The 11,980-nt window shown below is 64.2% G+C and carries 11 protein-coding genes; 7 read left to right on the top strand and 4 right to left on the bottom strand.

From position 1 onward, the window contains the following. Window positions 1-18: 18 nt before the first annotated feature. The gene (gene gcvT / locus P3G66_RS13945; RefSeq protein WP_003941726.1) at window positions 19-1,119 is read right to left on the bottom strand and encodes a glycine cleavage system aminomethyltransferase GcvT; all 1,101 of its coding nucleotides are present in this window, start codon (window positions 1,117-1,119) and stop codon (window positions 19-21) included. Window positions 1,120-1,277: 158 nt separating this feature from the next. Between gcvT and P3G66_RS13940 the strand changes: the two genes are divergently transcribed. Beyond that, on the top strand, window positions 1,278-2,795 hold the full coding sequence (locus P3G66_RS13940; RefSeq protein WP_020908114.1) for a leucyl aminopeptidase: 1,518 nt from the start codon (window positions 1,278-1,280) through the stop codon (window positions 2,793-2,795). A 55-nt stretch (window positions 2,796-2,850) separates the two neighbouring features. Here P3G66_RS13940 and P3G66_RS13935 read toward each other — a convergent pair whose 3' ends face one another. Continuing rightward, window positions 2,851-3,201 (bottom strand): oxidoreductase, encoded by a 351-nt coding sequence (locus P3G66_RS13935; protein WP_276116729.1) that lies wholly within the window; start codon window positions 3,199-3,201, stop codon window positions 2,851-2,853. Between the two features lie 364 nt (window positions 3,202-3,565). Between P3G66_RS13935 and sucB the strand changes: the two genes are divergently transcribed. From sucB to P3G66_RS13910, 5 genes are all read left to right on the top strand, one after another. Then, entirely contained in the window at window positions 3,566-5,317 is a 1,752-nt protein-coding gene (sucB, locus tag P3G66_RS13930) for a 2-oxoglutarate dehydrogenase, E2 component, dihydrolipoamide succinyltransferase (RefSeq protein ID WP_058227023.1), read from the top strand. Between the two features lie 120 nt (window positions 5,318-5,437). Beyond that, window positions 5,438-6,325 (top strand): TIGR01777 family oxidoreductase, encoded by an 888-nt coding sequence (locus P3G66_RS13925; RefSeq protein ID WP_003941584.1) that lies wholly within the window; start codon window positions 5,438-5,440, stop codon window positions 6,323-6,325. 29 nt (window positions 6,326-6,354) lie between these two features. Further along, window positions 6,355-7,116 (top strand): lipoyl(octanoyl) transferase LipB, encoded by a 762-nt coding sequence (gene lipB / locus P3G66_RS13920; protein ID WP_256519408.1) that lies wholly within the window; start codon window positions 6,355-6,357, stop codon window positions 7,114-7,116. A 51-nt stretch (window positions 7,117-7,167) separates the two neighbouring features. Beyond that, complete coding sequence (gene lipA, locus P3G66_RS13915; RefSeq protein WP_003941610.1) at window positions 7,168-8,178, top strand: lipoyl synthase; 1,011 nt, start codon at window positions 7,168-7,170, stop codon at window positions 8,176-8,178. Between the two features lie 76 nt (window positions 8,179-8,254). Beyond that, the gene (locus P3G66_RS13910) at window positions 8,255-9,010 is read left to right on the top strand and encodes a DUF4191 domain-containing protein (RefSeq protein ID WP_003941625.1); all 756 of its coding nucleotides are present in this window, start codon (window positions 8,255-8,257) and stop codon (window positions 9,008-9,010) included. Between the two features lie 73 nt (window positions 9,011-9,083). Here P3G66_RS13910 and P3G66_RS13905 read toward each other — a convergent pair whose 3' ends face one another. Continuing rightward, complete coding sequence (locus P3G66_RS13905) at window positions 9,084-9,557, bottom strand: hypothetical protein (protein WP_064113255.1); 474 nt, start codon at window positions 9,555-9,557, stop codon at window positions 9,084-9,086. A gap of 213 nt (window positions 9,558-9,770) precedes the next feature. Here P3G66_RS13905 and glnA point away from each other — a divergent pair, with 213 nt between their 5' ends. Then, the gene (gene glnA, locus P3G66_RS13900) at window positions 9,771-11,207 is read left to right on the top strand and encodes a type I glutamate--ammonia ligase (protein WP_003941609.1); all 1,437 of its coding nucleotides are present in this window, start codon (window positions 9,771-9,773) and stop codon (window positions 11,205-11,207) included. Between the two features lie 143 nt (window positions 11,208-11,350). Here the strand turns inward: glnA and P3G66_RS13895 are convergent, their stop codons facing one another. Next, on the bottom strand, window positions 11,351-11,971 hold the full coding sequence (locus P3G66_RS13895) for a YdeI/OmpD-associated family protein (protein WP_042445829.1): 621 nt from the start codon (window positions 11,969-11,971) through the stop codon (window positions 11,351-11,353). Window positions 11,972-11,980: the final 9 nt, after the last annotated feature.

Raw genomic sequence — 11,980 nt, 5'->3', positions numbered from 1 at the left:
CGAACGTGAAAAAGCTCTCTACTTGGTGTTGGTCTCCACGAACGGAGGAGACACCACGACGCACCGAAGAGCACGACCACGGACGTCGACTTCGATCTCGTCGCCGGCCGAGACATTGGCACCGGAATCGAGGAGGGCCAACGCAATTCCCACTTTGAGCGAAGGCGAAAACGTCCCCGAGGTGGTCTCGCCGATTGCCTCGCCGTCACGCAGAACACCGAGGCCGGCACGAAGCACACCGCGGTCGAGAGCCTTGATCCCCCAGAGTTTGCGAGCCGGGCCGGCAGCCTTCTCGTCGGTCAAGGTCTCTTTGCCCCAGAATGTCGGCTTCTTCCAACCGATCGCCCATCCGCAGCGCGCTTCGAGCGGAGAAATCTCGAGCGAAAGCTCATGCCCGTGCAGCGGATAACCCATCTCGGTACGAAGAGTGTCACGAGCGCCGAGTCCGGCGGCCTGCCCACCCTCGGCGCGCACTGCCTCGAGAAGCGCACGGAACAACGGCTCGCTGTCCTCCCACCGCGGCAGGAGTTCGTAGCCGACCTCACCGGTGTAACCGCTGCGGCACACACGAACAGGCACGCCGTTCCATTCCGCATCTTCGTACGCCATGTACTCGATCTCGGTGGGAAGTCCCAGCGCCGTCAGAACCGCCACCGATTTCGGACCCTGCACAGCCAGCACACCGTAGGCACGATGCTGATCCTCGACGGTGATTCCGTCCGGTGCGAGGGCGACCAGAGCCGCAACGACGTCCGCGGTATTGGCCGCGTTCGGGACGAGGAAGATCTCGTCGTCGCTGACGTAGTACGCGATGAGGTCGTCGATGACACCACCGGACTCGTTGCAGCACAACGTGTACTGAGCCTTACCCGGCCCGATCTTGTTCAGATCGTTTGTCAGTGCGGAGTTCACGAATTCTGCGGCGCCCGCGCCACGCACGACGGCCTTGCCGAGGTGACTGACGTCGAAGAGTCCGACATTCTCACGCACAGAGGTGTGTTCGGCCACGACGCCGGCGTACGAAACCGGCATCTGCCATCCCCCGAACGGCGCGAACGTCGCGCCGAGTTCGACGTGGACGGGGTGGATCGGGCCCTGCAACAGTTGTTCGTCGGTCATGGCCCACAACCTATCGGACTTCGCCGATCGAAACATGTCCGCAGCGAGAGCTCACCCGGCCGTGACGATCGCCCGTCCGCAAACGGCAAAGGGCCTAACATCGACTCAGGCATCCGCCAGAACCGGACGCATCGCACACTCACCTCACAGGAGACACCTTGAGCACTCGCACAGCCCGATCGTTGGGACCCGACCTCGTTCTCGCCGGCACAGTCGCCAAGCGCGCAGAGATATTGGTCGTCGGTCTGACGTCGGGTCCGGACGGCCCCGAGATCGCACTCAGCGAAGGCATCGTCGCCGAAGACGTGCTCGCCGAGATCCTCGACAGCCTCATCGCCGTCGGCGCCACCGGCAAGCCCGAGCAGCTCACCCGCGTCCCGGCACCGAGCGCGCTGTCGGTCACCAGCGTCCTCGCCGTCGGACTCGGCTCCGCCGACAAGCTCGACAGTGAGCAGATCCGCAAGTCCGCGGGCGCTGCAGCTCGCTCGCTGTCCGGCATCGACACCGTCGCAACCACGCTCTCGATCCTCGATCTCGGCGCAGCCGCCGAGGGATTTGCGTTGGGCGCGTACAGCTTCACCGAATTCAAGTCGTCCATGACGGCTCCCGGTCCTGATTCGCAGCCACTGGCCCGCGTCGAACTTCTGGTGCCCTCGCCGCGCACGAAGGAGACCAAGGCAACGCTGGCACGGTCGGCAGCGATCGCCGAGGCCGTCGCCACCGCACGCGAGTTCGTCAACACTCCCCCGAGCCACCTCTACCCCGCCGAGTTCGCCGCGCGCGCCAAGGCACTGGGCGTCGAGGCCGGGCTCACCGTCCAGGTGCTCGACGAGAAGGCACTCGAGAAGGGTGGCTACGGCGGAATCATCGGCGTCGGCAAGGGCTCGTCACGCCAGCCTCGTCTCGTCCGCCTCGAATACGCGTCGAAGAAGCGTGGAGCCCGCAAGGTCGCACTGGTGGGCAAGGGCATCACCTTCGACACCGGCGGAATCTCCATCAAACCCGCCGCCGGGATGGAGAACATGACCTCGGACATGGGCGGCGCCGCAGCCGTCATCTCCACCGTCGTGCTTGCCGCCAAGCTCGGTCTGCCCGTCAACGTCGTCGCATACGTTCCGATGGCCGAGAACATGCCGTCCGCGACCGCGCAGCGTCCCGGCGACGTGCTGACCCAGTACGGCGGAATCACCATCGAGGTCGTCAACACCGACGCCGAGGGCCGTTTGATCCTGGCCGACGCGATGGTTCGCGCGGGTGAGGACAACCCCGACTACATGATCGACACCGCAACCCTCACCGGTGCGCAGATGGTGGCGCTCGGCAACCGCACCCCCGGCGTCATGGGCACGGACGAGTTCCGTGACCGCGTCGCCTCCATCTCGCAGAGCGTCGGCGAGAACGGTTGGGCCATGCCGCTGCCAGAGGAACTGCGCGGAGATCTCGACTCCAAGGTCGCCGACATGGCCAATGTCACCCCGCACCGCTGGGGCGGCATGCTGGTCGCCGCTCACTACCTCAAGGAATTCGTTCCCGAGGGTGTCCAGTGGGCGCACATCGACGTCGCAGGTCCTGCGTACAACACGTCAGGGCCGTGGGGTTACACCGGCAAGGGCGGCACCGGCGTTCCGGTTCGCACGATGATCTCGGTCCTGGAGGACATCGCGGTCAACGGCTGACCACTTGCTGTGCGCCTTTATTAACCCCCCGCGGTTAATAAAGGCGCACAGCAGTTCAGGCGCCGTCGCGTAATTCCTGCTCTCGGGCCCGCTTGCGTTCGATTCGCTTACGTTCGTCGTGATCGCGCATACGCTGCGGATATCCCGTCTTGCGGACGTCGTAGACCGGGATCTTCAGGTCCTGTCCCAATTTGCGGGCACCACGTTCGCCGCCGACACGACGACGAGTCCACTCCCCGTCCTTCGCAACCAGGACGACGGTCACCTCGGTCACCGTCGTCTGCGGTTCCACATAGGCTTCGACGCCTTCGTGCGAGTGCGCCCAATTCGCCAGATGATCCGCATCACTTTGCGCTGCGACCTGAGCCGCACTCGGCGGACGCTTGAAACGATCGAACAGTCCCACGGTCGTACCCTCCTCGGTACCGACGCCGCGGATGCACCCCGGCGATATGTCAAGTTTGCCAGGCGATGTCCGTTGTGCCTGCGCACGACATACCGTTTGGTCCGCTTACGACGTTACAGCCGGACCCCCGACGCATACCTACTCGCCAGTAGCCGACACACCCGAAACGGACGGCATCCCCCTCATAGGACACGCCCGGCGTATCAATGGAAAGATGAACGACGGTGACGCCGCGCCCGCGCGTCGACATCGGCAAAATAGCTACAAGTAGCCGCACGTCGCGCGCCACTCGAGCACAATGCATTACGACCACAAGTCGACAAAATTCAACAACCCGAACACAACTGTCGAGGAGTCAAAAGACATGGCCTTCTCCGTCCAGATGCCAGCCCTAGGTGAGAGCGTCACCGAGGGAACTGTCACACGGTGGCTCAAGCAGGAAGGAGACACGGTCGAAGTCGACGAACCCTTGCTCGAAGTCTCCACGGACAAGGTCGACACCGAGATTCCGTCTCCCGTCGCCGGCGTCCTGACCAAGATCGTCGCGCAGGAAGACGACACCGTGGAAATCGGTGGCGAGCTCGCCCAGATCGGTGAAGCCGGCGAAGCCGCAGCACCAGCGGCAGAGGCACCCGCCCCCGCCGCCGAGGAAGCTCCCGCCGAGGAAGCGCCGGCTGCCGAAGCTCCCGCTGAAGAAGCTCCCGCTGCCGAGGCACCCGCCGCTTCGAGCGGTTCCGCTGAAGGTACCGCCGTGACGATGCCCGCCCTCGGTGAGTCCGTCACCGAAGGCACCGTCACCCGTTGGCTCAAGGCTGTCGGCGACGAGGTTGCCGTCGACGAGGCGCTGCTCGAAGTCTCGACCGACAAGGTCGACACGGAGATCCCGTCCCCCGTCGCCGGAATCCTGCTCGAGATCAATGCGCAGGAAGACGACACCGTCGAGATCGGTGGCCAGCTGGCCGTCGTCGGATCCGGCGCACCCGCCGCGGCTCCGGCACCCAAGGCCGCTCCCGCAGCACCGGCCGCACCCCCTGCCCCCAAGGCTGAAGCACCGAAGGCTGAGGCACCCAAGGCCGAGGCACCCAAGCCTGCTGCCGCACCGGCCGCCCCCGCTCCGAAGCCTGCTGCGGCTCCCGCACCGGCGGCTGCCCCCGCAGCGTCCGGCGACAGCAGCCCGTACGTCACCCCGCTCGTGCGCAAGCTCGCAACGGACAACGGCGTCGACCTCGCGACCGTCACCGGCACCGGCGTCGGCGGCCGCATCCGCAAGCAGGATGTGCTCGCCGCTGCGGAGGCCAAGAAGGCTCCCGCCGCCGCAGCTCCTGCTGCTGCAGCACCCGCGGCCGCACCGGCCGCCACCGCAGCCGCAGGCGTCCGACCCGAACTGGCACACCTGCGTGGAACCACGCAGAAGGCCAACCGTATTCGGCAGATCACGGCCACCAAGACGCGCGAGTCGCTGCAGAACACCGCTCAGCTCACGCAGACCTTCGAGGTGGACGTCACCAAGATCGTCGCCCTGCGGGCCCGTGCCAAGGCCGGCTTCATCGAGCGCGAAGGCGTCAACCTGACGTTCCTTCCGTTCTTCGCCAAGGCAGTCGTCGAGGCGCTGAAGTCGCACCCGAACATCAACGCCAGCTACGACGAGGCTGCCAAGCAGATCACCTACTACGACGCTGAGCACCTCGGCATCGCAGTGGACACCGATCAGGGCTTGCTCTCCCCCGTCATCCACAACGCCGGCGATCTCGGCCTGGCCGGCTTGGCCCGCGCCATCGCCGACATCGCCAAGCGTGCACGCTCGGGTGGCCTGAAGCCGGACGAGCTCTCGGGTGGCACCTTCACCATCACCAACATCGGCAGCCAGGGCGCGCTGTTCGACACCCCGATCCTGGTACCGCCGCAGGCGGCCATGCTCGGAACCGGCGCGATCGTCAAGCGCCCGATGGTGGTCACCGACGAGAACGGCAACGAGTCCATCGGCGTTCGCTCGATGATCTACTTGCCGCTGACCTACGATCACCGTCTGGTCGACGGCGCCGACGCCGGCCGATTCCTCACCACTGTTAAGCAGCGGTTGGAAGAAGCCTCGTTCGAAGCTGATCTGGGCCTGTAAGCAACTGCTCGGCCGGCCGGGGCGTCATCTCCATCAGGAGGTGGCGCCCCGGCTTTTTCAGTACGGTCGGAGATATACGTTCGGATATCGAAGCACGCTGAATCGAAGGAGGCTTTCCGAATGCGAGTAGTCATCGCCGGCTCGTCCGGTTTGATCGGAACGGCCTTGGTGTCATCGTTGCGCTCCGACAACCACGACGTGGTGCGTCTGGTGCGACGCTCGACCGCCGGCCCCGACGAATCGCGTTGGGACCCGGACCACGACCGTCTGGACCTCTCCGTCCTGCAGGGCGCCGACGCCGTCGTGAACCTCTGCGGCGTCGGCATCGGTGACAAACGGTGGTCGGGTTCCTACAAGCAAGCGATCCGTGACAGCCGCATCGTCGCGACCGACGTCTTGGCCGAAGCGGTCGCGAGTCAGAAGGTTCCCGTCCTCGCCAACGCGAGCGCCGTCGGCTATTACGGCGACACCGGCGACAAGATCGTCGACGAGGATTCGCCGGCAGGCACAGACTTTCTCGCCACGACGTGTCGCGATTGGGAACTTGCCACCGAACCGGCGCGTGCGGCGGGTGCCCGCGTCGTCAATCTGCGGTCCGGCGTCGTGATTTCACCTCATGGGGGCATGCTCGGTCGGCTTCGGCGCCTCTATTCGTTCGGCCTCGGCGGGCGACTGGGCAACGGTCGCCAGTACTTTCCGTGGATCTCACTCGAGGACGAGTGCGACGCGATCAAATTCGCGCTCACGAATTCCGAACTCTCCGGTCCCGTCAACCTGACCGGTCCGGCCCCTGTCACCAATGCCCAGTTCAATGACGCCATGTCCCGGGCGGTCCACCGCCCGGCTCCCTGGATCGTTCCCGGGTTCGCACTCGAAGCGTTGATCGGAGAATTCGCCAAGAGCGGCATCCTCGGTGGCCAGCGCGCCATTCCCGCAGCTTTGGAAAAGGCGGGATTCTCTTTCCGCCACAACACGATCGGCGAAGCGCTGGCGGCCGCACTCGGTTGATTCCGAAGTCGGGCGTAATCTCTACGTCCATGAGCAGCGCTGCCGTTTCCGCCCGGTTCTCGAAACTGCCGATCGCCGTCGAGCAACTCGGTTCGATCGACTACAACGCCGCGTGGGACCGCCAGCGTGAGCTCGCGGCAGCGCGGGCGGACGACATCGGACCGGACACGCTACTGCTCCTCGAACACCCGACGGTGTACACGGCAGGACGACGCACGGAACCCGAAGATCGTCCCGTCGACGGCACGCCTGTCATCGACGTCGACCGCGGCGGGAAGATCACCTGGCACGGCCCCGGCCAGCTGGTGGGATATCCGATCGTGAAACTGGCCGAGCCCATCGACGTGGTGCGGTATGTCCGACGCATCGAGGAAGCACTGATCACGGTGTGCACGGACCTCGGCCTGAACTGCGGGCGCATCGACGGCCGCTCCGGCGTCTGGCTGCCTGCCGAACTCGCAAACGGGCAATGGAAGCCCGAGCGCAAGGTTTCTGCCATCGGCGTGCGCGTCCAACGGGGCGTGGCACTGCACGGCTTCTCCCTGAACTGCAATTCGGTCCTGACCGGATTCGACAACATCATTCCCTGCGGCATCCGTGACGCCGGGGTCACGACGCTGTCGCATGAACTCGGTCGCGACGTCACCGTGGACGAAGTCACTCCCGCTGTGACCGAGGCAGTGATCGCTGCTCTCGACGGAACCATGCCCGTCACCGAACGGAACGTCGAGCGCGTCACCTTCGAAAGCGCCTCACCTACTCCGACTTTTACTACCGTTCAGTACAGCTGACGGGCTCGCCCGAACCCCGTTGCAGTAATCACCGGGCGTAGGATCACTGTCGTGACTATCGCCCCAGAAGGACGTAAGCTGCTCCGTCTTGAGATCCGAAACGCGGAGACGCCCATCGAACGCAAACCCAACTGGATCAAGACCCGAGCAAAGATGGGCCCCGAGTACACGGAGCTCAAGGGCCTGGTCAAGCGTGAAGGTTTGCACACCGTCTGCGAGGAAGCGGGCTGCCCCAACATCTACGAGTGCTGGGAAGACCGCGAAGCCACGTTCCTGATCGGCGGCGAGCAGTGCACACGCCGCTGCGACTTCTGCCAGATCGACACCGGCAAGCCCGAAGCCCTCGACCGCGACGAGCCCCGTCGCGTCGCGGAAAGCGTTCAGGCCATGGGCCTTCGATACTCCACGATCACCGGCGTCGCCCGCGACGACCTCCCCGACGGCGGCGCCTGGCTCTACGCCGAGACCGTCCGCAAGATCCACGAACTCAACCCGGGCACCGGCGTCGAGAACCTGGTTCCGGACTTCAACGGCAAGCCCGAACTGCTCGACGAGGTCTTCGCCTCACGCCCCGAGGTACTCGCACACAACCTCGAGACCGTCCCCCGCATCTTCAAGCGGATCCGTCCGGCATTCCGGTACCAGCGCAGCCTCGACGTCATCACCGCAGCACGCGACTACGGACTGGTCACCAAGTCCAACCTGATCCTCGGCATGGGCGAAACCCCTGAAGAGGTCACCGAGGCGATGGCAGATCTCCACGCCGCCGGTTGCGACATCCTCACCATCACCCAGTACCTGCGCCCCTCGCCCCGGCACCACCCCGTCGAGCGGTGGGTCAAGCCCGAGGAGTTCGTCGCACACTCGAAGGCTGCAGAAGAGATGGGCTTCGCCGGCGTCATGGCCGGTCCGTTGGTTCGCTCGTCGTACCGCGCCGGCCGCCTGTATGCGCAGGCCATGGCACATCACGGCCGTGAACTTCCCGAGGCGCAGCGTCATCTGACCGAGGGCGGCGACGCTTCCCAGGAAGCCAGCTCACTCATGGCGCGCCTGAATCGCTGATCCACTTTTTGCTGTGCGCCTTTATTAACCGCGGGCGGTTAGTAAAGGCGCACAGCAATGGACGTATCCTGGGTACATGGCGAACGGCAGCAAATCCGGTAAGGGCAAACCCACCAAAGAGGCAAAGGCTGCAGCGAAGGCTGCCCGCAAGCAGGCTTCCAAGGAACGTAGAACTCAGCTCTGGCAGGCATTCCAGATGCAGCGCAAGGACGACAAGCTCCTCCTTCCGCTGATGATCGGCACCCTCGTCGGTGCAGCTCTGGTCTTCTTCCTGGTCGGCCTCATCTGGGGCCTTCAGTGGTTCCTGCTGCCGATCGGCATCGTTCTCGGTCTCCTCGGCGCCTTCATCATCTTCGGTCGTCGCGTCCAGAAATCGGTGTACAAGAAGGCTGAAGGTCAGGCCGGTGCCGCTGCGTGGGCGCTCGACAACATGCAGGGTGCGTGGCGCGTCACGAATGCCGTCGCCGGCACTACCCAACTCGACGCCGTTCACCGCGTCGTCGGACGGCCGGGTGTCATCCTCGTCGCCGAGGGTTCGCCGCAACGCGTCAAGGGCCTCCTCGCGCAGGAGAAGAAGAAGACCGCCCGCCTCATCGGCGACACCCCGATCTACGACATCATCATCGGCAACGACGAGGGCCAGGTTCCGCTCTCGCAGCTCCAGCGCTACTTGAACAAGTTGCCCCGCAACATCGACACCAAGCGCATGGACAACATCGAAGGTCGCCTCGCTGCGCTCAGCGCACGCGGCGGCGGAGCAGCGCTTCCCAAGGGACCGATGCCCGGAGGCGCGAAGATGAAGGGAATGCAGCGGACCATTCGTCGTCGCTGACACTCCCCCACAGCAAAACGAAAGACCCGGGCCCACACGGACCCGGGTCTTTCTTTACTTCGAGAGATTTGTGTCAGCGCGATTTCACGAGCAAAGTGCCGGTCGCGCGGTCCTGCATACCGCGACCGTCGATGTCGGTGATGGTCGCGGGAATGACGAACACAAGCAGCGCCTGACGCCCGAGCGCGCGCACGAAGCCCACTCGGATCGGGCCTTCGATTCGCGCAACCTGAAGTCCGAGGACGAACTGCCCAGGGGAGAAGTTGAACAGCGCCACCGTGACGACGCCGACTGCGAACCACACCATCAGCGTGACAGTCGAGGTCATACCGTCGAAGAAGTCGCCGGTGATGAGCGAGGCCACTCCCACAGCCATCACCCAATCCACCAACAGTGCCGCGATACGACGGCCCGAACCGACCAGCGAACCCGGACCCTCCTGAGGGAAACCGAGGAGCTCGCCACGGTACGACTGCTCACGGCCGTCCGCGCTCTTCGGCAAAGCTGCTTGCGGCCCAGAGAGCCAAGTTCCGGTGATACGTGCCATGCTGTCCAGGATAGGCGTCGCAGCACCGTAGTCCAGATTTGCCGGGTTTTAACTGTGTGGCCGGTCACATGGACTTCGGAAATCCCCAGGATGCTGCGACGCGTAACACTGCCGAAACAAAGGGTTGACGAGCGGGCAACACCAGCTCCCTACCGTCTGCCTCGACGGATTCAACCGACATCACTTGGCTGAAGCGACTTAAGGAGCACAAGCGTGGCGTTCACCACGGCCGAAGAGGTCATCAAGTACATCGCGGACGAGAACATCGAGTACGTCGACATTCGGTTCAGCGACCTGCCCGGCGTCCAGCAGCACTTCTCGATCCCGGCGTCTGCTTTCAACCAGGACGTGTTCGAGGACGGCCTCGCATTCGACGGATCTTCGGTCCGCGGATTCCAGTCGATCCACGAGTCCGACATGATGTTGCTTCCCGACGTCACCACGGCGCAGATCGACCCCTTCCGCAAGGCGAAGACCCTCAACATCAACTTCTTCGTGCACGACCCGTTCACTCGTGAGTCCTACAGCCGCGACCCGCGCAACGTTGCCCGCAAGGCCGAGGAGTACTTGGTCAGCACCGGCATCGCGGACACCGCATTCTTCGGCGCCGAGGCCGAGTTCTACATCTTCGACTCGGTTCGCTACGACTCCGGCATGAACTCCGCTTTCTACGAATTGGATTCCATCTCCGGTTCCTGGAACACCGGCGCAGAGACCAACGCCGACGGCTCCCCCAACCTCGGTTACAAGGTTCGCGCCAAGGGTGGCTACTTCCCCGTCGCTCCGTACGACCACTACGTGGACCTGCGCGACGAAATCTCCACCAACCTGACCAACGCAGGCTTCGAGCTCGAGCGCGGCCACCACGAGGTCGGCACCGGCGGACAGCAGGAGATCAACTACAAGTTCAACACGCTGCTCGCAGCTGCTGACGACCTGCAGCTGTTCAAGTACATCGTCAAGAACACCTGCTGGCAGCACGGCAAGTCCGCAACCTTCATGCCGAAGCCGCTCTTCGGTGACAACGGCTCGGGCATGCACGTCCACCAGTCCCTGTGGAAGGACGGCAAGCCCCTCTTCCACGACGAGTCCGGCTACGCGGGCCTCTCGGACATGGCTCGCCACTACATCGGCGGCATCCTGCACCACGCTCCGTCGCTGTTGGCCTTCACCAACCCGACGATCAACTCGTACCACCGTCTGGTGCCGGGCTACGAAGCCCCCATCAACCTCGTGTACAGCCAGCGCAACCGCTCGGCAGCTGTCCGTATCCCGATCACGGGCAACAACCCGAAGGCAAAGCGTCTCGAGTTCCGCGCACCCGACTCCTCGGGTAACCCGTACCTCAACTTCGCTGCACAGATGATGGCCGGCCTGGACGGCATCAAGAACAAGATCGAGCCGATGGCTCCGGTCGACAAGGACCTCTACGAGCTTCCCCCGGAGGAGGCTCGCAACATCCCGCAGGCTCCGACCAGCCTCGAGACGGTCATCAACCGCCTCGAGGCCGATCACGAGTACCTGACCGAGGGTGGCGTCTTCACCACCGACCTGATCGAGACCTGGATCTCGCTCAAGCGCGAGCAGGAAATCGCTCCGGTCAACCTGCGTCCGCACCCGTACGAGTTCGAGCTCTACTACGACGTGTGATCCGCATCCTGACGTAAGTCAGACCTGCGAGTACCGAGTCCACCCGTCCCGCTTCTGCGGGGCGGGTGGACTTGTTTCGTCCGAGGGAAACCCCTCGGACAGATGATGACCGGCCTTCATACCGGACGCGGTCGAATCGCGGATCAGCCGCGGGCACGTTGACCGATGGCCGCATTGTTGACGATATGGGCGATTCGACCTGCCCGTGTTGCGTCTCGAGCGGCACTGACGATCCACCACAGCATCTGTTTGCGGGCGCTGGGCGGAAAACTGTCCCAGTTGCTTCGCGCTTGCGTGTCCAGGTCCAGCGCCGCCTGCAAGTCAGATGGTTCCTCGAGGTCTTCGACTTGGTCGAGAATCGTCCACCAACCAGTGGATTTCGCGGCAGCAATGGCACCACGACCAGCAGCGGTCATGAGGCCACGCGCCTCCATATCAGCTGCGCGTTCGCGGTTGAGTCGGGTCCAGGAACTCTTGCGTCTCCGCGGTGTGAACAGTTGCAAATTGCGCTCTTCGTCGAAGACGGTGTTGGTGGAATCGATCCACCCAAAGCAGATCGCTTCCTCAACGGCCTGAGGGTAGGGGCAGCGTGGTCGGCTGGTGGTGGTGCGCCAGGAGCACAACCACACTCCGCGGCCTGACGTGTGATTGTCCGTCAACCAAGTTCGCCACTGTTCGCGAGTCTCGGCGTGGATGATCGGGTAGTCGAACTTCCACGTCTGAGGGTGGACGGAAGCCGGCGGCGATGATTTCGAATCGGTCACTTACTCTCC

Origin of the sequence: Rhodococcus sp. C3V (genome assembly GCF_029269915.1) — a bacterium.
GTDB classification, from domain to species: domain Bacteria; phylum Actinomycetota; class Actinomycetes; order Mycobacteriales; family Mycobacteriaceae; genus Rhodococcus_F; species Rhodococcus_F qingshengii.
Note: the sequence above shows the minus strand (reverse complement) of the source record. Positions and strands in the feature narration are given on the sequence as shown.